The organism is Haloferax sp. S2CR25, assembly GCF_031624535.1.
GTDB classification, from domain to species: Archaea; Halobacteriota; Halobacteria; order Halobacteriales; family Haloferacaceae; genus Haloferax; species Haloferax massiliensis.
This window is the reverse complement of the sequence record NZ_JAMQOO010000008.1, coordinates 95,183-114,235: the sequence shown is the minus strand read 5'-3', so window position 1 is coordinate 114,235 and position 19,053 is coordinate 95,183. Positions and strand designations below refer to the sequence as shown.

The 19,053-nt window shown below is 70.5% G+C and carries 20 protein-coding genes; 8 read left to right on the top strand and 12 right to left on the bottom strand.

The features are described 5' to 3' along the window. Positions 1-52: 52 nt before the first annotated feature. Positions 53-403 carry a nuclear transport factor 2 family protein gene (locus NDI65_RS17025; protein ID WP_310893871.1) on the bottom strand — a complete coding sequence of 117 codons (351 nt, stop codon included), beginning with the start codon at positions 401-403 and terminating at the stop codon, positions 53-55. A 118-nt stretch (positions 404-521) separates the two neighbouring features. On the opposite strand from NDI65_RS17025, the gene NDI65_RS17020 reads away from it, so the two are divergent. Next, positions 522-1,016 (top strand): DUF367 family protein, encoded by a 495-nt coding sequence (locus NDI65_RS17020; RefSeq protein WP_089776890.1) that lies wholly within the window; start codon positions 522-524, stop codon positions 1,014-1,016. Between the two features lie 36 nt (positions 1,017-1,052). Here the strand turns inward: NDI65_RS17020 and NDI65_RS17015 are convergent, their stop codons facing one another. Both NDI65_RS17015 and NDI65_RS17010 read right to left on the bottom strand, forming a co-directional pair. Further along, positions 1,053-1,817, bottom strand: coding sequence for a hypothetical protein (locus tag NDI65_RS17015; RefSeq protein ID WP_089776889.1), 765 nt, complete (start codon positions 1,815-1,817; stop codon positions 1,053-1,055). Positions 1,818-1,954: 137 nt separating this feature from the next. Further along, a complete protein-coding gene (locus NDI65_RS17010) occupies positions 1,955-2,317 on the bottom strand; it encodes a DUF5518 domain-containing protein (RefSeq protein WP_089776888.1) in 363 nt (120 codons plus the stop codon). Positions 2,318-2,522: 205 nt separating this feature from the next. Here NDI65_RS17010 and NDI65_RS17005 point away from each other — a divergent pair, with 205 nt between their 5' ends. Continuing rightward, positions 2,523-3,500, top strand: coding sequence for an NOG1 family protein (locus NDI65_RS17005; RefSeq protein ID WP_089776887.1), 978 nt, complete (start codon positions 2,523-2,525; stop codon positions 3,498-3,500). A 155-nt stretch (positions 3,501-3,655) separates the two neighbouring features. Here the strand turns inward: NDI65_RS17005 and NDI65_RS17000 are convergent, their stop codons facing one another. The 4 genes from NDI65_RS17000 to NDI65_RS16985 form a co-directional block, all read right to left on the bottom strand. Further along, positions 3,656-4,402 (bottom strand): SIMPL domain-containing protein, encoded by a 747-nt coding sequence (locus NDI65_RS17000; RefSeq protein ID WP_310893870.1) that lies wholly within the window; start codon positions 4,400-4,402, stop codon positions 3,656-3,658. 93 nt (positions 4,403-4,495) lie between these two features. Continuing rightward, positions 4,496-5,800, bottom strand: a complete 1,305-nt coding sequence (locus NDI65_RS16995) for a TIGR00341 family protein (protein ID WP_310893869.1) — start codon at positions 5,798-5,800, stop codon at positions 4,496-4,498. A gap of 42 nt (positions 5,801-5,842) precedes the next feature. Next, positions 5,843-6,565 carry a 5-formyltetrahydrofolate cyclo-ligase gene (locus NDI65_RS16990; protein ID WP_089776885.1) on the bottom strand — a complete coding sequence of 241 codons (723 nt, stop codon included), beginning with the start codon at positions 6,563-6,565 and terminating at the stop codon, positions 5,843-5,845. A gap of 87 nt (positions 6,566-6,652) precedes the next feature. Further along, positions 6,653-7,315: a helix-turn-helix domain-containing protein gene (locus NDI65_RS16985; protein ID WP_089776884.1), complete on the bottom strand. Its 663-nt coding sequence runs from the start codon at positions 7,313-7,315 to the stop codon at positions 6,653-6,655. Between the two features lie 382 nt (positions 7,316-7,697). Between NDI65_RS16985 and NDI65_RS16980 the strand changes: the two genes are divergently transcribed. Together NDI65_RS16980 and engB are read left to right on the top strand one after the other, a co-directional pair. Beyond that, positions 7,698-8,027: a hypothetical protein gene (locus NDI65_RS16980; protein ID WP_089777293.1), complete on the top strand. Its 330-nt coding sequence runs from the start codon at positions 7,698-7,700 to the stop codon at positions 8,025-8,027. A 143-nt stretch (positions 8,028-8,170) separates the two neighbouring features. Continuing rightward, complete coding sequence (gene engB, locus NDI65_RS16975; RefSeq protein ID WP_089776883.1) at positions 8,171-8,788, top strand: GTP-binding protein EngB; 618 nt, start codon at positions 8,171-8,173, stop codon at positions 8,786-8,788. A 51-nt stretch (positions 8,789-8,839) separates the two neighbouring features. Here engB and ddh read toward each other — a convergent pair whose 3' ends face one another. Beyond that, the gene (gene ddh / locus NDI65_RS16970) at positions 8,840-9,766 is read right to left on the bottom strand and encodes a D-2-hydroxyacid dehydrogenase (RefSeq protein WP_089777292.1); all 927 of its coding nucleotides are present in this window, start codon (positions 9,764-9,766) and stop codon (positions 8,840-8,842) included. Between the two features lie 327 nt (positions 9,767-10,093). Further along, positions 10,094-11,335, bottom strand: coding sequence for an NUDIX domain-containing protein (locus NDI65_RS16965; RefSeq protein WP_089776882.1), 1,242 nt, complete (start codon positions 11,333-11,335; stop codon positions 10,094-10,096). 60 nt (positions 11,336-11,395) lie between these two features. Here NDI65_RS16965 and NDI65_RS16960 point away from each other — a divergent pair, with 60 nt between their 5' ends. From NDI65_RS16960 to NDI65_RS16950, 3 genes are all read left to right on the top strand, one after another. After that, positions 11,396-11,890: a metallophosphoesterase family protein gene (locus NDI65_RS16960; RefSeq protein ID WP_089776881.1), complete on the top strand. Its 495-nt coding sequence runs from the start codon at positions 11,396-11,398 to the stop codon at positions 11,888-11,890. A 120-nt stretch (positions 11,891-12,010) separates the two neighbouring features. Next, complete coding sequence (locus NDI65_RS16955; RefSeq protein ID WP_089776880.1) at positions 12,011-12,766, top strand: coenzyme F420-0:L-glutamate ligase; 756 nt, start codon at positions 12,011-12,013, stop codon at positions 12,764-12,766. Between the two features lie 30 nt (positions 12,767-12,796). Continuing rightward, positions 12,797-13,783, top strand: a complete 987-nt coding sequence (locus NDI65_RS16950; protein ID WP_310893867.1) for a 5,10-methylenetetrahydromethanopterin reductase — start codon at positions 12,797-12,799, stop codon at positions 13,781-13,783. On the opposite strand, the gene NDI65_RS16945 is transcribed toward NDI65_RS16950, so the two are convergent. After that, complete coding sequence (locus tag NDI65_RS16945) at positions 13,737-13,973, bottom strand: hypothetical protein (RefSeq protein ID WP_089776878.1); 237 nt, start codon at positions 13,971-13,973, stop codon at positions 13,737-13,739. The genes NDI65_RS16950 and NDI65_RS16945 overlap by 47 nt on opposite strands. Positions 13,974-14,126: 153 nt before the next feature. Between NDI65_RS16945 and NDI65_RS16940 the strand changes: the two genes are divergently transcribed. After that, positions 14,127-14,384, top strand: a complete 258-nt coding sequence (locus NDI65_RS16940) for a zinc ribbon domain-containing protein (protein WP_089776877.1) — start codon at positions 14,127-14,129, stop codon at positions 14,382-14,384. A 111-nt stretch (positions 14,385-14,495) separates the two neighbouring features. Here NDI65_RS16940 and mutL read toward each other — a convergent pair whose 3' ends face one another. Both mutL and mutS read right to left on the bottom strand, forming a co-directional pair. Further along, positions 14,496-16,187 (bottom strand): DNA mismatch repair endonuclease MutL, encoded by a 1,692-nt coding sequence (gene mutL, locus NDI65_RS16935; RefSeq protein ID WP_089776876.1) that lies wholly within the window; start codon positions 16,185-16,187, stop codon positions 14,496-14,498. Next, positions 16,184-19,009, bottom strand: coding sequence for a DNA mismatch repair protein MutS (mutS, locus tag NDI65_RS16930; protein WP_310893866.1), 2,826 nt, complete (start codon positions 19,007-19,009; stop codon positions 16,184-16,186). The genes mutL and mutS overlap by 4 nt, the downstream gene beginning before the upstream one ends. Between the last annotated feature and the right edge of the window lie 44 nt (positions 19,010-19,053).

Sequence of the window (19,053 nt, the reverse complement as noted above, 5' to 3'; positions counted from 1 at the left end):
GTTCTGAGGATTCCAACGGAACCTCGGTTCCCGGACCTCGCGACTCGCGCCGTCAGTTCGGCGACGACTTGACGAACGTCTTCAGGTCCGAGAGCTTCCCGTCGCGCGCCCGAAACCGGTCGAGGAAGACGAACAGCTCGTCTCCGTCGCGGTCTTCGAGATGGCCGCGGACGACGATTTCGTCGGCGGACTTCGACTGGATGTAGCGATCGATGACGTGTCGCGTGTCCTTCCGCGGCCGGTCGTCCCGCATGAACGAGACGAACTCCTCGCGCCCCGAGAGCGTCATGTCGCCGCGGTGCTGGACGAACCCCGGTTCGAGGAGGTTCCGAAGCATGTCGTATCCGTGGTGGTCGAGCGCCGTGTAGTACTGCCGGGCCAGATACGTCGCGTCGGGATGCACGCGCTTTCTTCGTCGGCCGACGGGAAGAATCCGACGCCGACCCGCCGGTCGTGACGCGTCGCGCGCGCGCCGACGCCGCGTTCGGGACGCTTTTCTCGGCCAGTCGCGTACCCCGGCTGTGGACCTGCACGTTCGATACGAGGGCGACGACGACCCGAAGAAGTGCACGGCGAAGAAGCTCGAACGCTTCGACATGGCCGTCCTCCACGGCTCCGACCGCGAGACCCCCTACGGCGTCGTGCTCAACCCCCACGCCGACAGGGCGCTGTCGCCAGCCGACGCGGACACGAGCGCGCTCGTCGCGCTCGACTGCTCGTGGGAGTCGGCCGGCGAGGCCATGTTCTCGCTGCCCGGCGAGCACCGCGCGCTCCCGTATCTCGTCGCCGCCAACCCCGTGAACTTCGGTCACCCGATGCAGTTGACGACCGTCGAGGCGATAGCCGCCGCGCTCTGCATCTTCGGCGAGAAAACGCGGGCCGAAGACGTGCTCTCGAAGTTCAACTGGGGCCACACGTTCCTCGAACTCAACGAGGAACCGCTGCGCCGGTACTCGGAGTGCGCGGACTCGACCGAAGTCGTCGAGATTCAACGGGAGTACCTCGAACGCGAGTAGCCCCAGTCAGCGGCGGTGAACCGATTCGGTCGCCCTTCAGAGTCGGCTCGACGTCCAGTTGAGCGCGATTGTCGTTCCCGTCTCGACGCGTTCGGTCGGCGTCACCTGAATCACCCGCGCCCACGTCCCGCCGCTCGGCGCGGTGTAGTTCATCCCGCCGCAGTAACAGTCGACTTCGAGCGCGGGGTCGTCCTCGTTGTGGCCGTCGTACGGATAGCCGGTTCTGGACCACGCGCTCCAGTCGATGGTGTCGGTCTCGTTGCGCGCGACCAGCGTCACTTTCAGCGGCTCTCCGATGGTCGTCGTCCCGTAGTGGATGTCTTCGCGGTCGGTATCGACGGTGTCGAGCGCCTGCGGGGAGTCGGGAAGCAGGTCGACTTCCGAGAGGTCCTGCGTGTCGTAGGTCTCCGTCGCTTGGACCTCGGCGTCGTCGGCCGCGCGGTACACCTCGGTCGTGAACGGGAGCGACGAGTCTTCGAGCCGAAAGCCGAGAAGTACCTCGTCCGAGGGGACCGACGTCTCTTCGACCAGCGTCGGATGTATCTCCTCGGGATTCTCGACGAAATCGGCGGCTTCGGGTCCGGTTTCGGTGCTTTCCTGTGTCTGTTCGGTCGTCTCGTTCGTCGTCGTCTGCGCGTCGGTCGTCGCCTCAGTCGTGGTCTGAGTCTCCGTATCGGTCGACTGTGTCGTCGGGCCTTCGCCTTCGGAGCCGGAGGAGCTACAGCCAGCGAGACCGGCGACGGCGACGGCGCCAATCGATTGGAGGGCTCTTCGCCGGGTGTACGTCTTCTTTTCACCCATATGGGGTCACTGTATTGGGTCAACCCCTTTAGAAGCCGGTGACCGTTCACGCGTCCAAACGCGGCTTATCACCTGTCTAAACCCGTTTCAACGCTCCCCGACGACCCCGGTGGCCGACGGGTTCGGCGCGTACCGGACTATCCTTTCACCCACGCGCCGACCGCCCCGGCGATGGCGCTGTCGATGGCGAAGACGAGCGTCAGCACGACGCCCGCGACGAGGACACCGACGCCGCCGAGGAGTCCGCCCAGCGGTCCGCCGGCCAGTCCCACGAGGCCCCCGAGGAGCGCCGCGAGGAGCGTCACGACGATACCCGAGATAGAGCCCGCGACGAGACCGTTCCACGCGCCGTTGCCGAGCGTGCCGCCCGCGAGGTAGCCCGCCGCGAAGCCGCCGAGCAGGCCCGCGCCGATCTGGCCGACGACGGGGAGCGCGAGCCCGCCCGTGCCGACAACGACGATGACGACGAAGCCGACGGCGACAGCTTTCCAGTCAGTCATGGGTCGGGGTAGGCCGCGGGCGGGCAAGAACTTCGTGGCGGTCGCCGGCTGACCGCTCTCGTCCGTCGGCGTCTGCGGGCGGGCCGCCCGCGACCCCTCCGCTTCCGGTCGAACCGTGCAGGAGACCTGCACGGCGAATCCCCCGCTCGAAGCGCCGAACCCCAAACGGACGCGCTTTTACGGCTCGGCCATGTAGCGGACTGCAATGATTTTCGAGTCTCTCCCGACCACGCCCCGGTCGGACGAACTCATCGACAAGGCCTTCTCGCGGGCCGCGCGCACGGGGCGAGCGAAGCAGAACAAGTTGGAGGCTCAGCAGTCGATGCTCCAGACGGCGTCGAACATCCTCTCGGACAACCTCGAAAACGTCGTCGTCGAGTGGCCCGACTTCGAGACGGTCGACCCCTTCTACTACGAGCTCGCCGACGCCATCGTCGACGTGGACGAGGTTCGAAAGAGCCTCTCGGAAGTGATGTGGGCCTCCCGGCAGGTCGACAACATCGCCCGCGAGTACCAGCCGAAGCTCCGCAAGACCGACGCGGACCTCGCGCGCAAGCACCGAAAGCAGGCGTTCGCCCGCATGGCGAGCGTCGTCGAGGAGGTCGAAGACGACCTGCTCCGCATCGGCGAGGCGCGCGACGCCCTGAAGGACCTCCCCGACATCCGTCCGGACGAGCCGGCAATCGTCGTCGCCGGCTACCCGAACGTCGGCAAGTCCTCGTTCGTCAACGACGTGACCCGCGCGTCGAACGAAATCGCCCGCTACCCCTTCACGACGAAGGGCGTCCAAATCGGGCACTTCGACCGCGACCGCATCCGCTACCAGATTATCGACACGCCGGGGCTGCTCGACCGCCCGGAAGACGAGCGCAACGACATCGAGCGACAGGCCGTGAGCGCGCTCGAACACCTCGCGGACGCCGTCCTCTTCGTCGCCGACGCCAGCGGGGCGTGCGGCTACCCCATCGAGTCCCAGCTCGAACTCCGCGACGCCGTGAAGGCGCGGTTCGAAGAGCGCGACATCCCGGTGCTCACCGTCTGTAACAAAAGCGACCGCTCGACCGACATGGACGCGGACCTCTACATGAGCGTCGAGACGGGCGAGAACGTCGAGGCCGTCCTCGACGCCGCGGTCGAGGCCATCGGGTTCGAACCCGACATCCCGCCGTCGCGCAACGAGTAAGCGCCGCGGACGCGGAGTTTCGGTTCTGTCGGTTCTGTCTTGCCGCAACGCCTCGACGGGAGAGCCGCGGCTACGGGGTAGTTCTCGGAGAAATGGGAACGCGGAGGGGGTGGTCGAGACCGGGAGTCCGGTCTCGGTCAGCGGGGCGCGGGCGCTTACTCGGCCTCGTAGACCATCTGGACGGTCGCCGAGACGGTCACGGGGCCGGGCGAGAGCTCGGTCGAACCGGACGAGGCGCGTGCGGCGTCCTCGGCGTAGGCGACCGGGTACGGGCCGGGCGAGGCGCTGCCGCCGACGGTGGCGGTGTGGACGCCCGCGACGGTCAGGCCCGAGGCGCTGGCGACCGCGTCGGCGTCGGCCTTCGCCGAGTCGACGGCGCGGGTCAGGGCCTCCTCGCGGAGTTCGGCGCGCTTCTCGTCGGTGAGCGTGAAGGCGACGCCGCGGATTTCGCTGGCTCCGGCACCGACCGCGAGGTCGATGACTTCGCCGGCGCGGTCGGGGGCGACCTCGACGCGGAGGGTGTGGGCGGCGCGGTAGCCGAGGAGTTCGCGCTCCTGACCGCTGTAGTCGTACTCGGGGTAGATGTTGAAGCCGGTCGTCTGGATGGCGTCCTCAGCGACGCCGGCGTCGGTGAGGGCGGCGCGGACGGCGGCCACGTCGTCGGCGACGGTGCCGCGGGCCTCGTCCGCCGAGTCGGCGGTGGTCGTCACGGCGATGGAGACCACGGCGAGGTCGGCGTCGGCGGTCACTTCGCCGGTGCCGGTCGCGGAGATGGTCGTCGCGTTCGTCGCGTTCGTCGCGTCTGTGCCGCCGTCGGTCGTCGCCTGCAGGGGTGCCGAGAGACAGCCCGCGAGGAGGACGAGGCCGACGAGGAATATCGGAGCAATCGTGCGTCGTTGCATACCCACCGTACGTCGGTTCAGCTATTCAAGCCGCGCTAGAGACAAAGAGCGACTGTAGCCTTCGAAACGGGGGACGGACGCGCCCGGCGCGCGCTACTCCGCGACGGCGACGTAACGCACTTCGACGTCGATTTCGCCGGCGGCCCACGGCGACAGCGGCTCGGGGGCGACGGCGTTCACCCGTCTCGTGAGTTCGCGTTCGACCAGCGGCGGGTCCGACGTCGGGTCGTAGCCGACGGTCACGACGACGCCGTCCGGCTCCTGTAGCGGCCCGCTGTCGTACTGCAGGTCCATCGACAGCAGTCGGGCGTCGGTGTCCGAGAGGGCGTCCTCGATGGCGTCGCGCGCGTCGCCTTGGAAGTCGGCGTTCCGGTAGGTCGTGTAGGTGACCGCGCCGAGGAACGACGAGAGGACGAGCAGGCCGACCCCGATGACGGCGATGCGGAACAGGGCGGCCCGGCGGGCCTCGTCGCGGCGAATCCACTGCTCCGGCCGGTAGCCCTGCTGCCAGAGGACGCCGATGGCGACGAAGTTGACCGAGAGGATGTTGACGAGGACGAGGATGGCCGAGCCGACGACGGCCTCGGGCGCGCCCCACGCGATGCCGATGCCGACGACGGCGGTCGGCGGGACCAACGCGGCGGCTATCATGACGCCGACGAGCGCGGTCGAAACGCCGGAGGAGAGGGAAATCGCGCCGGCCGCCCCCGCACCGAGCGCGATGACGAGCGACAGCACGTCGGGCGCGAGGCGCTCGTCCACCTCGGGAATCGAAAGCACCTCAGCCGGGGACAGCGGGACTGCCCCGGTCTGTTTCAGCAGGAATGCGAAGACGGCGGCCGCGCCGACCGCGAGGACGCCGCCGAGTGCCTGCAGGCGAACGCCGCGGGCGAACATCTCGTCGTCGTCGACGACGGTGCCGACGCTCGCGGACATCGCGGGGCCGACGAGCGGGGCGATGACCATCGAGCCGACGACCACGGCCGGCGAGTCGAGGAGCAGGCCCGCGGTGGCGACGAGCGCCGAGATGACCGTCATGAGCACGTACGTCGGCACCGACGGCGCGAGGTCGGCGGCCTTCGAGGCCAGCTCCTCGCGGGCGATGCGGTCGCCGTTCTCCTCGTCTTCCTCGTACTGCTCGCGCAGCAGGTCGAACCGCTTCGAGGCGACCGTCTCGGCGGCGACGACGACGGTGTAGGCGTCGCGCTCGACGCCCGCCTCGCGGAGCCGCGCCAACACCGGCTCGACGGCCTCCTTGGGGACCGGGAAGGTGACGACGGCGACGAAGTCGCGCCCGGAGGTCTCCTCGGAGACGGCGTAGTCGACGCCCTCCTCGTCGAGCGTCCGCAGGACGGCCTCGCGCTTGCCGGTCGGCACCAACACCTGTACGAGTCGCACGGCCTCACGTCGGTCCGGGCGGTGAAATAAGCAGGGGCTCGGCTACTCGTTCGACTCGTCGCGCAACCGCCGGAGGACGGGCATCTCGTCGAGGCGCTCGTCGGGGAGCGCGCCCCAGTCGATGCCCTCGGGCCGGGGATACGGGGTCTCGGTTCGGACCAGTCGTTCGGGGGTGACGACGAGGTCCATCGGCACGTCGTGGGCGTCCGGCTCGGGCAGGTCGTCGCGGACCTGCCGCTCGTGGACCGTCGTCGCCACGGTCGTCTCCGCGGAGACGGCTCCCAGCCCTCGCAACACCGCGTATTCGAGGTCGCTGAACCCCTCACCCTTCCCGACGCGAGCGCCCGCCTCGGAGACGGCGACCGACCCCGAGACGACGAGGTCGACGGGCGGGAGGGCGTCGGGGCCGACTTTGTCGGCGTAGGTCTCGACGTGCGAGACGGTCGGCGCGCTGTCGAGGTCCTCGTCGTCGATGCGCGCGGGGTCCAGTTCGTAGAAACACTCCTCGTCGCGGAGCCGCGGGACGGCCATGTAGACGGTCTTGCCCTCGCGGAGCGCCCGCCGCCTGACGGGGAGTTGCGGGGCGTCCGGGTTGGCTTTCACCGCGTCGGCGTCGGCCCACTCGGGCGTCGCCGCCAGTCGCTCGGCGGCGGCCGTCGCGTCGGCGAAGTTCGGGATGCGGCCGTGCGGCGGGAAGGGGAACCGGGCCGCGCCCGACGATTCGAGGTCGTCCCACACCGTCGTTCGGAGCGTCGCTTTGTCCATCGCGTCGCCGTCGCGTACTCGCGCCGGGGGGATAGCTCCCCCGTTCGGGCCGCGAGCGGTTCCCGTCGTCGCGCGGGCGGCGAGTCGCTACGAGAAGTCGGCCGCCGACTGCGACAACAGCACCTTCCGCAGGACGGTGTCGGCCCCGCGGCGGACGCGCTCGGAGGCGGCCTGCGGGCTGATACCGAGTCGGTCGGCCACCTCGTTGAGCGTGGTCTGACGGGGGACCTCGAAGTAGCCCTCCGAGACGGCGGTGACGAGCGCCTCCTGTTGCTCGCTGGTGATGTCGAAGTTGTAGACGCCCGGTTCCCCCTCCGAGAGGGTGTAGATGCGCTCGACGTGGAACTCGATGCCCTCGTCCTGACAGCGGTTGTGGAACGCGGTCAGGCCGGTGTGGTCGTTGAACCGGAGGCGGAACAGCCACGGGTCGTTGCCGTGGGCTTCGAGAATCGTCGCCTCGCTGTCGGTGAGAATCCGGGTCAGACTCGACGGGGTATCGCCCCAGTTGACCTTGTACAGCACTCGGTCTTCGATGCGGGCGACCGCCGTCAGGTCGTCGACGATGCGGTTGTGTCGGACGGCGCGTTCGAACGCCTCGAAGTCGGTGCCGTGCGCCCAGAAGAACGGCATGACCTCACCGCCGGTCGGGACGACGCGCTCTAGCTCGATGTGGACGCCGTTCGACACGGCGGTGACCCTCCCGAGGTCGAAGCTCTCCGAGTCGATCGTCAACTCGACGATTACGGCCATTACTGGCTCTCATTGAGCACCCCCCGTATTGAACTCTCGTGTCGACCGGCCCCTCACGACCCGTCGGCCCCCGGACGCACTACTTCAATGGCCGGACTGTGAAAGCAACAAGGGAATGGTGACTTGCTAGCTACGCTCTCTCGGGGGACGTAGTTGTGAACGCACACGGACATCGACAGCCGTACGCCGCTCGACCGCGCCGCGACGGCGCGGAGGCGTACGGTCGTGTGATTGGCGGACCGCGCTCTCGACGGTACCGGTATCGGGTGGTGTTCACCGAGTGCCCGGAGCGGGGTCGTTCGGCGACTCCCGCGAGGCGCTTCGTCTCGGCGTCTCGCGCCCGTCGCGCGACACCCGTTCGGATTCGACGGGGGCCGCGCCGATGGTAGCCGCGACGTCTCCCCGCCTCGACGAGGCGTTCGACGCCCTCGGAAACGTCCATCGGCGGCGGTTGCTGTTGGGCCTGCGCCGACGGCGACGCGCGCGCCTCGACGCGGCAACGCGGGACGCGGCCGTTGGTGGCGGCCGCGACCCCGACCGACTGAAGGTGGAACTGTTCCACGTTCACCTGCCGAAACTCGCCGACGCGGGCTTCGTCGAGTGGAACCGTCGTCGCGGTTCCGTCGCGTGCGGCCCTCGATTCGACGAAATCGAGCCGCTGTTGCGACTCCTCGACGAACACGCGGGCGAGTTACCGGACGAGTGGCCGTGACTGACGCGGCCGCCGCATTCTCGCGTCGTCGGTGAGTCGTCGTGGGGGGCGACTCGCCCGGAGACGTGATTTTTTCGACACCGACGCCGCCAGCGCCGAGCCCGTTCCGCCCACCTTATCCGTCGCGGTGGCGAACCACCGGTATGTTCGAAGACCGACCGGACCGCGACGAAATCGTCCTCGTCGGGCGGTCGAACGTGGGGAAGTCGACGCTGATGCGAGAGCTGACGGGTCACAGCAAGTTCACGACGGGCAAGAAGCCCGGAGTCACCCGCAAACCCAACCACTTCGACTGGAACGCGGAGAAGTTCATGTTCACCGACCTCCCCGGGTTCGGCTTCATGTCCGGCGTCGACCGCGACACCCGCGAGGCCATCAAGACCGACGTCGTCCAGTACATCGAGGAGCACGCCGACGACATCCTCGCGGCGGTCCTCGTCGTCGACGGGAAAAGCGTCATCGACATCATCGACCGCCACACCACCGAGGACTCCATCCCGCACGACGTGGAGATGTTCTTCTTCCTCGACGAACTCGACATCCCGACCGTGGTCGCGGTCAACAAGATGGACAAGGTCGACGACCGCGACGAGCGCCTGAACGACCTCTGTGACCGCCTCGGGCTGTTCCCGCCGTGGAAGCAGTGGCGGAACGTCATCGCGCCCATCACGGCCAAGCGCGGCGACATCTCTCACCTCGAAGACGCCCTGCGGTCGCACCTCCACGAGCAGGGCCGCGACGACCTGTTCAAGTTCCTCTGAGCGAGGCGCTGACGCGCCGGCGCGCCGGTCTCTGCTCGGGCCGCCTCGCCCTCACGCCACCCGGTTCGTGAGCGGGTCGCCGGCGGCTATCTTCTCGACGTTCTCTCCCACGAGCGCCGCGATGTCCTCGTGGTACTTCCCCGTCGCGGCGCTCACGTGCGGCGTGACGAGCACCTCGTCGAACTCCCACAGCGACGACTCCGCGGGCAGCGGTTCCTCGGCGAACACGTCGAGCGCCGCGCCCGCGATGTCGCCGCCGTCGAGCGCCGCCACGAGGTCGTCCTCGTCGACGACGGGGCCGCGCGCGACGTTCACGAGATAGGCGTCCTCGCGCATCGCGTCGAGTTCCGGCGCGGCGACCATGCCCTCTGTCTCCGCGGTCAGCGGCATCGCCAGCACGACGAACCGGGCGTCGGCGACGGCCTCGTGAAGCCGGTCGGGGGTGAACACCGTCGAGACGTGCTCGACCGGGTCACCGGAGCGCCGGACGCCGACGACGTCCATCCCGAGGGCGGCCGCGCGGTCGGCGACGCCCCGCCCGAGGGTGCCGAGGCCGACGACGCAGACGCGCTCGCCGTCGAGGGTGAACGGCTCCTCGTAGCTCGGTAGGTCCCACTCGCGGTCGCGCTGGGCGTCGCGGTAGGCGTGGAGGCGGCGGGCGAGCGTCAGCATGTAGGCGACGACCGTCTCGCCGACCGTGGTCCCGTGGACGCCGGTGCTGTTCGTGAGGGCCGTGCCGGCCGCCTCGTAGTCGGCGACGGGGAACTCGTCGTAGCCGGCGCGGACGCAGTGGACCCAGTCGGCGTCGACGAAGGCGTCCCTGTGGCCGAACGTGGCGACCGCGTCCCCCGGTCCGAACTCCTCGCCGTCGCCGACGCGCTCGACGGGCACGCCGTGGCCCGAAAGCGCCTCGACGAACAGCCCCGGCGGCATCACGCGACCGACCGACTCGTCGACCGCGATGCGTTCGATGTGCATGGCCGAGGGGTCGCGGCGGCCCACGAAGGAAGTTGCGCCTTCGGCGCGGGTGTCCGGTTTCGGGCGGCCGACGAGCGCCCGCCCGGTCACAGCGGGTGGCCTGCCGCGAGAAGCGCGCACGCGACGCTCCGGGCGACGTAGGTTCGGAGCGGCCGAGCGATGGGGCGTCAGTAGTTGGTGGCTCGGATGAAATCTATCATCACAAGGGGCTGAGTGGGGGTAACCTTCGTCATCGCCACCGAGTCGGAGTCCGGGTCGGACGCTCAAGAATCCACCCTTTTCGCCCCGCCGGGCGGCGGTCATTGCCCCGGTTCCTCTGCTCCCGTCTCAGTCGTCCCGCGCCGCCAACGCGGCGTGTTCGGCCGCGACCGCCTCGACTCCGTCGGCGTCCAGCACGCCGGATTCGGTGACGACGCCCGAAAGTAGGTCCGCGGAAACGACCTCGAAAAGCGGGTTTGCGGTCTCGATGGCGGCCTCGCCGTCGTACAGCGTCCCGGCGTTCTCGCCCACGAAGCGGTCGTCGCCGCGCACCTTGTCGCGGGCGCAGACGGCGAAGACGGGCACGTCGGCGCGGGCGGCCGCGAGCGCGACGGGGAGGCTTCCGACCTTGTTGACGACGCCGCCGGACGCGAGCACCGAGTCGGCTCCGAGGAAAACGGCGTCGGCTTCGCCGCCCGCGACGAGTCCGGGGAGCGCCGCGTCGGTGGTCAGCGTCGCGTTCCGACCGCCACGGGCGAGACGCTCCGCGACGCCGACGCCCTCGCCGCCCGGTCGGGACTCGGCGACGAGGACGGCGGCTTCGGCGACCGCCGAGGCTTCGAGCGCCGCGAGTACGGTACCCGACCGCGAGAGCGTGGCGAGTCGGTCGTAGCCGCGGTCTCCGATGAGTTCGGCGGCGCGGGCGGCCGCCGCGCCGTCCGCTTCGGCAGCGTCGTCGATGGCCGCCTCGGCCCGTTGGCGGACCGATTCCGGGTCGGGACCTGACTCCGCCATGACGCGGTTGACGCGGTTCTCGACGGCGGCCATGCTCGGGCGGGCGTCGCGGAGTCGCCGGGCGACCGACGCGAGCGCGTCCCGCGAGTCCGCCTCGACGGCGGCGTCGCGCAGGACCTCCAGCGCACGGAGCGAAATCCACGCCGACCCGTGAGCTTCGTCGTCGGCGACGGTCTCCACTCCCGGTGCGACCCGGCGGTAGGCCGCCCACAGTCCGGGGACCGTCTCGCGCTCCCGCATCTCGGTCGGGTGGACCCACTCGACTTCGGCGAGTTCCTCGTTCGGGTCGACGTCGCGGCTCCCCGCGTCGAACAGGAACGGGTGGACGGTCCACTCGCGTCCCTCGTCGGCGACGGCGAGGGGTTCTCCGGCACGGACGAGCTCGGCGTCGGCCTCGCGGACGCCGACCTCCTCGGCGAGTTCGCGCCGGGCGTCGCGCTCGGCGTCGGCGGGGTCGCCCTCGACGTAGCCGGAGACGCCGGCCCAGCGGCCCTGATACGTTCCGACCGCCTCGCTCCGGCGAGCGAGGAGGACGCGCCCGCCGTGTCGGAGGAAGACGGTGACGACGTGTGGCATATCCTGACCTACGTCGGCGACTGACAAAACGACTATTCAGGCCGGTCGCGTGGTATCGGTATGCGACTCGCTATCCTGAGCGACACGCACGTTCCGGGGCGGGCCGACGGGATTCCGAGCTGGGTCGAAGCCCGCGTCCGCGAGGCCGACCTCGTGATTCACGCGGGCGACTTCGACTCGCCGGACACGCTCGCCCGCCTGCGCGACCTCTCGGCGCGGTTCGTCGGCGTCCGCGGGAACGTCGACCCGCCGACCATCGACCTCCCGTTCGTCGATATCGCGGAGGTCGGCGGGCTCACGTTCGTCGTCACTCACGGCACGGGCACGCGGACCGGCTACGAGTCCCGCGTCGCCGACGCGGTCAGAGACGCCGCGAGCGACGGCGCGGTCGGCGTCGCGGGGCACATCCACGAGGTGGTCGACGAGACGGTCGACGGCGTCCGCGTCCTCAACCCCGGCACCGCGACGGCGGCGAACCCGGGCGACGACGCGACGATGATGGTCGGCACGGTCGCCGACGGCTCGCTGTCTGTCGAGGTCGTCCGCGACGACTGAGGCCGGCGCAGTCGGCGTGTCGCGTCCTCCCTCCGGACCGACCCTCCCCGCTCGCCTGCGATACCGGCCCGGTTCGCCAGCATCCCGTCGTTTTTCACCGCCCTCGCCCTCCGAAGCGGTATGGAGCTGTTTCCCGTCCCCGACGTGCCCGAGGTCCGCGAGGGCGACGACCTCGCCGCCCTCGTCTCGGAGCGCGTCGACCTCCGGCCCGACGACGTGGTCTGCGTCGCCTCCACCGTCGTCTCGAAGGCCGAAGGGCGGTTCGCCGACCTCGACGACTTCCCGGCCGGCCCGCGGGCGCGCGAACTCGCCGCCCGCCTCGCCGAACTGACCGGCGACGAGAAGGACCCGCGGTTCGCGCAGGCGGTCCTCGAAGAGAGCGTCGACCTCGTCATATCGGAGCCGTTCCTCCTGACGGAGACGCGGTTCGGCCACGTCGGCGTCAACGCCGGTATCGACCGCTCGAACGTCCCCGACCACGACCTGCTGTTGCTCCCGAAGCGCCCCAGCGAGTCGGCGGAGCGCATCCGCGCCGGCGTCGACGCCGACCGGGTAATCGTCACCGACACCTGCGGCCGGCCGTTCCGACACGGGCAGCGCGGCGTCGCCATCGGCTGGGCGGGGCTGAACGCCTCCCGCGACTGGCGCGGCGAGGCCGACCGCGACGGCCGCGAACTCGGCGTCACCGTCGAGAGCGTCGTGGACGAACTCGCCGCGGCCGCCAACCTCGTGCAGGGCGAGGGCGACGGCGGCACGCCCACCGTCGTCGTCCGCGACTTCGAGTGGGGCGACCACGGCGAGAGCGACGCCCACTTCCGCGACATCGACGGCGACTTCGTGCGACAGGCGCTCCGCGAGTGGCGCTACGACCCCTGACGACCCATTTCTGCATCTCACACTCACACCATGCTCGGACTCGAACTCACCCCGGAACACCCCGTCGACGACCTCGTCGAACTGGGCGCGCAGGCGGAACGCGAGGGCTACGACTCTCTTTTCGTCTCGTGCCACTACAACAACCGCGACCCCTTCGCGGTCCTCGCGCGACTTGCGGCCGAGACGGACGACATCCGCCTCGGCCCCGGCGTCGCCAACCCCTACGAGCTACACCCCGTGACGCTCGCCGGCAAGGTGGCGACCGTCGCCGAGGCCTCGGGCGGCCGCGGCCTCCTCGGCATCGGTCCGGGCGACCCCTCGACGCTCCGCAACCTCGGCCTCGAAGACGAGCGCGGCCTCCGCTCCGTGCTGGAGGCGTTCAAGGTCGCACAGAAGCTCTGGGACGGCGAGCGCGTCAGCCACGACGGCACGTTCGAGGCGACCGACGCCGGCCTCAACTTCGACGTGCCCGGCGAGGTGCCGGTGTACGTCGGCGGCGAGGGCCCGCACATGTGCCGCATGGCCGGCAAGCACGCCGACGGCCTGCTGTTCAACGGCTCGCACCCCGACGACCTCGCGTGGGCCAGAGAACAGGTCGATATCGGCGTCGAGGACCGCCCCGACTCGCGCGGCGAGTTCACGCTCGCCGCCTACGCCAGCGTCTCCGTCTCGGAAGACGCGGACGCGGCCCGCGAGGCCGCCCGCCCGCCGGTCGCCTTTATCACCGCCGGGGCGGCCCCGCCGGTCCTCGATAGACACGGCATCGACGCCGACCGCGCGAGCGACATCGGCGAGAAGATTTCCGCCGGCGCGTTCTCCGAGGCGTTCGGCCTCGTCACGCCGGAAATGATAGACGCCTTCTCGATGGCCGGCACGCCCGACGACGTGGCCGACCGGATGGACGCGGTGCTCGAACACGCTGACGGCGTCGTGGTCGGGTCGCCGGTCGGCCCCGACCTGGAAGAAGCGATTACTCTCGCTGCGGCGGCTTACCGGTCGACGAACCGACGCCGATGATGCCGAGTTCCGCGCCGAGTGCGCCGAGGGTGACGTAAGCGAACGCGCCGACTGAGACGGCCATTACCGCACCCCCGGTGAGGATGAGAAACGGCGACAGGATATCGCTCGTCGCCACGCTCGCGAAGTTGAACACCAACTCGACGAGGCTCTGCAGAACCGCGATGACGAAGTCCGTGAGTGTTGCCATGCGCGACTGTCGGGATTCGGGGGTATTGATTGTGTGGGTTTCGCACGGCGCTCACTCGACCGGTGAAACCCGCACCGGACCGCGGTTCGCGGCGGCCGCCCGCCGCGCCGCTCGGTCGGCACCGATAAGGGCCGCGCGCACCGACCCCGACACATGCCGAATCGCTCGCTCGACGACTTTGCCGGCGGCGACGACGGAGCGGCCGACGAACCGACGGCCGACGCCGACGCTGACGGCCCCGATGTCGCGGACGCCCCCGCCGATTCCGCCGCAGACACCCCCGACGTGAGCACGCTCGCCACGTACCGATGGACCCCCGAAGCCACTCCGTGCCCCCAGTGCGGTGAGTCGGTGCAAAAGCGGTGGCTCGACGGCGACGAGTACGTCTGTCTCGACTGCAAGGACTGGTAGCGGCCGGGCGCGCCACGCTGGTAGCTACGTCGTATCTATTTTCCCACCAGCTATCGCGCCACTTCGCACGATTCTATCGGAGTGGCTCGGCAACGTTGCTCTCGCCGAGCCCTATCCGAGCCGGCCGCTTCGCCGGCCGAACCCGCGGACGAACGTCTCCTCGTCGATAGAGAGCACCGTGGGTCGGCCGTGCGGGCAGGTGTAGGGCGTCTCGCACGACCCGAGTCGCTCGATTAGTCGCGCGGCCTCGTCGTCGGTGAGGTCGTCGCCCGCTTTAATCGACGGATGGCACGCGAGGTCTTTCAGCAGTTCGTCCCGCGGGTCGGCGTGGTCGCCCGACGCGACGCCAGCCACCACGTCCGCGAGCGCGTCCGGGGCGAACGGTCGGCCCAGCGGTGCCGGGACCGCTTCGACGCGGTACGTTCCGGCCCCGTCCCCGTCGCCGAACTCGGCGACGCGGAATCCCAGTCCCTCGACGAGGTCGCGGTTCGCGTCGAGGAGCGCCGCGTCGGTCGGCGACAGCGAGACGGTCGCGGGCGGGTCGAGGGGGACGGCGTCGATGCCCGCCGCCTCGACGGCCTCGCGGAGTCGCTCGTAGTTGATGCGCTCGTGGGCCGCGTGCTGGTCCACGACGAGGAGTTCGTCGCCGGCCTCGCACAGCAGGTACAGGCCGCGGAAGCGCCCGATGACGCGGAGGTCGTCGAACACCGACGCGGCCTCGACGGGCGCGAGCGAGCTATCGAGGTCCATCGCCACCTCGCCGCTCCGCCGGAGGTCCGCGGTCGACAGCGCGTCGCGGACGCTCGACTCGACCGCCTCGGCGACGACCTCGGCGTCTCTGAAGCCCACCTCGTCCTTCGCGGGGTGGACGTTGTGGTCGACCCACGCGGGCGGCAGGCGGAGTCGGACGACGCCGACCGGTTCGCGCCCGTCGGGCAGGAGCGTCCCGTACCCGTCGGCGACCGCCCGACGGACTCGCGGCTCGGCGAGGGCGCGGCCGTTGACCGAGACGTGGACGTGGTCGCGCCGGGAGCGCGTCACCTCGGGGTGGCAGAGCGCGCCGTCGACTTCGACCGCGGCCGTCTCGCCGGCCGCGGTGACCTCCCGAACCGCGTCGAACGTCGAGGCGTGGCTCGCGGCGTCGCGGCCGTACACCGCCAAGAGCGCGTCCGAGAAGCGGTCGGTCCCGGGCGTCGTGAGCGTCTCGCGGCCGTCGTGTCGCAGGACGAACCGCGCGTCCGGACGCGCGAGCGCGTAGCGCGCGACGACCGCCGAGACGCGGGCGAACTCGGCTTTCGGCGACGCGAGCGACTTCTTCCGCGCCGGGCGGTCGGAAAACAGGCCGGTCACGTCGACGGTCGTCCCGCGCGCCCGCCCCGCGGGCGAGACGGTCTTGTCGCGCTCGCCGTCGCTCGCCTGTTCGTCGCCGTCGACGACGACTCGCGTCCCGCGCGGGCCGCCGTCGTTCGTCGTCAGTTCGAGGCGGGCGGCGGCCGCGGCGATGCTCGGCAGCGCCTCGCCCCGGAAGCCGAGCGTCTCGACCGTTTCGAGGTCGCCGGCCGCAGACAGCTTGCTCGTCGCGTGTCGCTCGACCGCGAGCGCGGCGTCCGACTCGGCCATCCCGCGGCCGTCGTCGGCGACGCGGATTCGGTCGGTCCCGTCGCCGTCGACCTCGATTTCGACGGTTTCAGCGCCGGCGTCGAGCGCGTTTTCCACGAGTTCGACCACGACGCTCGCGGGGCGGGCGACGACCTCGCCGGCGGCGATTTTCGAGCGCGTCTCCGGGTCGAGTCGGCGAATCATTCGAGTCTTCCTTTGAGCTCCGACAGGAGGTTCAGCGCCTCCAGCGGCGTGGTGTCCACGAGGTCGGCCTCGCGGAGCGCCTCGGCGACGGCTTCGAGTTCGGGGTTCGGTTCGGCCGCCGCGGCCGTCGCGGTCGTTGCAGTCGTCGAAGTTGCCGTGCCCTCCCGCTTCTGGTGCTCGTTCTCGCCATGGCCGTTCTCCAACCCGTCGACGTAGGCGGCGAGCGTGCCGTCTTCCGCGGCCTCGGCCACCTCGCCGTTCGCCGCGGCGGCGACGCCCTCGGCGTCATCTTCGGCGTCGCCCGCGCCCTCGGCGTCGGCGTCGGGTTCGTCCACGAGGTTCCGCGCCCGCTTGACCACGCTCGCGGGTACGCCGGCCAACTGCGCCACTTCGACCCCGTAGGACGACGAGGAGGGGCCGTCGGCGACGCTGTGGAGGAACGTGACCTCGCCGTCGCGCCGCGCGGCGGTGAAGTGGAGGTTGAACACGCCCTCGCGGTCGTCGGCCGCGTCGGTGAGGTCGTGGTAGTGGGTCGCAAACAGCGTCGTCGCGCCGACCTCGTCGTGGAGGAACTCGGTGGCCGCGCGGGCGATGGCGAGGCCGTCGGCGGTGGAGGTGCCGCGGCCGACCTCGTCGAGGAGGACGAGCGAGTCGCCGGTGGCGTTGTGGAGGATTTCGGTCAGTTCGCTCATCTCGCGCATGAACGTGGACTGGCCGCCCGCGATGTCGTCAGACGCGCCGATGCGGGTGAACACGCGGTCGAGGACCGGCAACTGCGCCGATTTCGCGGGGACGAAGCTCCCGACCTGCGCGAGGACGCAGACGAGCGCCACCTGCCGCATGTACGTCGATTTCCCGGACATGTTGGGGCCGGTGACGAGCGCGACGCTCCCCCGCGGGAGGGCCGCGGGGTTCGGCACGAACTCGTCTTGTGCGCGCTCGACGACGGGGTGTCTGCCGGCGTCGATGTGGATGCCGCCGGTCTCGCCGGTCGCCCCGGCTTCGTCGGTCGAGCCGACCGAGGAGGCGGCGTCCCCGTGGAACTCGGGGCGGGCGTAGTCGTTCGCGACCGCCACGTCCGCGAGCGTCCGGAGCACGTCGAGGTCGGCGAGGGCGTCGGCGACGGCCTGAATCCGGGCGGACTCGGTCGCCACGTCGGCGCGCACCTCGCAGAACAGGTCGTATTCGAGCGCGTCGGCGCGGTCCGAGGCGCGGAGAATCTCGTCTTCGCGCTCCTTCAGTTCGGGCGTGTAGAACCGCTCCGAGTTCTTCAGCGTCTGTCGGCGCTGGTAGTCGTCGGGGACGCGGTCGAGGTTCGGGTTCGTCACCTCGATGTAGTAGCCGTGGACCTGATTGTAGCCGACCTCAAGCGAGTCGATGCCGGTGCGCTCCTGCTCGCGGGCTTCGAGGTTCGACACCCACTCGCGGCCCGCCTCGGCGGTGCCGCGGACCTCGTCCAGCTCGGCGTCGAAACCGTCGGCGATGACGCCGCCCTCGGTAATCTCCTGCGGCGGGTCGGAGACGACCGCGTCGCCGACGAGGTCGCGCACGTCTTCGAGTTCGTCCAGCGAGTCGCGCAGGTCCGCGAGGAGGTCGGAATCGGTTCCGGCGAGCGCCTCGCGAATCTCCGGAACGCGGTCGAGCGTCGTCTTCAGCGAGCGCAGGTCGCGGGCGTCGGCGCGCTCGCGGGAGACGCGGGCGACCAGTCGTTCGAGGTCGTACACCGACGAGAGGTGGTCTCGGAGGTCGGCGCGGGCCAGCGCGTCGTCGCAGAGGGCGTCCACGGCGTCCAGTCGCGCCTCGATTCGGTCGCGGTCGACGAGCGGGCGGCGGAGCCACGCCTCAAGCCGGCGGCGACCGAGCGCACAGGCCGTCTCGTCGAGCACCGAAAACAGCGTGCTTCCGGCGCGGGCGCTCCGCGACTCGAACAGTTCGAGGCTTCTGATGGCGGTCGCGTCGAGCTGGAGGAACTCGCGGGGGTCGAACCGCGTGACGCGGGTGACGTACGCAAGCTTCGAGTCGCCCTGTGCGTACTCGGCGTAGGCGAGCGCCGCGCCGACCGCCCGGAGTTCGGCGTCCGACTCGACCACGGCGTCCGGCCGGGGGGCGTAGGCCGACAGCGTCTCGCGGGCCGCGTCGGCGTCGAACGCCGCCGGTTCGAACGGCGTCTCCATCGGGTCGAACGACAGGTCCGGGAGGTCGCAGTCGGGACCGACGACGAGTTCGGCGGGCGCGAGGCGCTCCAGTTCTTCGAGCGCCAGCGCGCGGTCGGCCCCGGTGACGAGGCACTCGCCGGTCGAGACGTCCACGACGGCGAGGCCGTAGGTGGCGGCGTCGGCGTCGCTGTGGCGGCTCTCGCCGTCGCCGACCCGAGCGACCGCGCCGAGGTAGGTCGCCCGCCCGGCGTCGAGCAGTTCCTCGTCGACGACTGTGCCGGGCGTGATGAGTTGGGTGACCGCGCGGTCGACGAGGCCGGACGCCTCCTCGGCGTCTTCGACCTGCTCCGCGAGCGCGACCCGGTAGCCGGCGTCGAGCAGGCGTTCGAGGTAGCCCGCGGCGTTGTCGATGGGGATGCCCGCCATCGGCCACGTCCCGGTGGAGTCCTCGCGCTGGGTCAGCGTCACCTCGCAGGTGCGGGCGACGGCCTCCGCCGCGCCGCAGAACGCCTCGTAGAAGTCGCCGACCTGAAACAGCACGACCGCGTCGTCGTGTTCCTCGCAGAGGTCGGCGTACTGCGAGAGCATCGGCGTCAGGTCGTCCCGCGCTGCCAGCATCTCCGGCGGCGCGCCGTACACCGCCTCCCGCTGGGCGTCCGCGTTCATACTCACACCCGGGTCGCCGAGCGATAAAAACGCCCGGGAACGCC

Bases quoted from the DNA above. Each gene is read 5' to 3' on its own strand.
- NDI65_RS16990 (WP_089776885.1), bottom strand. From the start codon at position 6,565: ATGGACAAAGCGACGCTCCGAACGACGGTGTGGGACGACCTCGAATCG.
- NDI65_RS16980 (WP_089777293.1), top strand. From the start codon at position 7,698: ATGGTAGCCGCGACGTCTCCCCGCCTCGACGAGGCGTTCGACGCCCTC.
- NDI65_RS17000 (WP_310893870.1), bottom strand. From the start codon at position 4,402: ATGCAACGACGCACGATTGCTCCGATATTCCTCGTCGGCCTCGTCCTC.
- NDI65_RS16965 (WP_089776882.1), bottom strand. From the start codon at position 11,335: ATGCCACACGTCGTCACCGTCTTCCTCCGACACGGCGGGCGCGTCCTC.
- NDI65_RS16940 (WP_089776877.1), top strand. From the start codon at position 14,127: ATGCCGAATCGCTCGCTCGACGACTTTGCCGGCGGCGACGACGGAGCG.
- NDI65_RS16985 (WP_089776884.1), bottom strand. From the start codon at position 7,315: ATGGCCGTAATCGTCGAGTTGACGATCGACTCGGAGAGCTTCGACCTC.
- NDI65_RS16955 (WP_089776880.1), top strand. From the start codon at position 12,011: ATGGAGCTGTTTCCCGTCCCCGACGTGCCCGAGGTCCGCGAGGGCGAC.
- NDI65_RS17015 (WP_089776889.1), bottom strand. From the start codon at position 1,817: ATGGGTGAAAAGAAGACGTACACCCGGCGAAGAGCCCTCCAATCGATT.
- mutS (WP_310893866.1), bottom strand. From the start codon at position 19,009: ATGAACGCGGACGCCCAGCGGGAGGCGGTGTACGGCGCGCCGCCGGAG.
- mutL (WP_089776876.1), bottom strand. From the start codon at position 16,187: ATGATTCGCCGACTCGACCCGGAGACGCGCTCGAAAATCGCCGCCGGC.
- NDI65_RS16945 (WP_089776878.1), bottom strand. From the start codon at position 13,973: ATGGCAACACTCACGGACTTCGTCATCGCGGTTCTGCAGAGCCTCGTC.
- engB (WP_089776883.1), top strand. From the start codon at position 8,171: ATGTTCGAAGACCGACCGGACCGCGACGAAATCGTCCTCGTCGGGCGG.
- NDI65_RS16960 (WP_089776881.1), top strand. From the start codon at position 11,396: ATGCGACTCGCTATCCTGAGCGACACGCACGTTCCGGGGCGGGCCGAC.
- ddh (WP_089777292.1), bottom strand. From the start codon at position 9,766: ATGCACATCGAACGCATCGCGGTCGACGAGTCGGTCGGTCGCGTGATG.
- NDI65_RS17010 (WP_089776888.1), bottom strand. From the start codon at position 2,317: ATGACTGACTGGAAAGCTGTCGCCGTCGGCTTCGTCGTCATCGTCGTT.
- NDI65_RS17005 (WP_089776887.1), top strand. From the start codon at position 2,523: ATGATTTTCGAGTCTCTCCCGACCACGCCCCGGTCGGACGAACTCATC.
- NDI65_RS16950 (WP_310893867.1), top strand. From the start codon at position 12,797: ATGCTCGGACTCGAACTCACCCCGGAACACCCCGTCGACGACCTCGTC.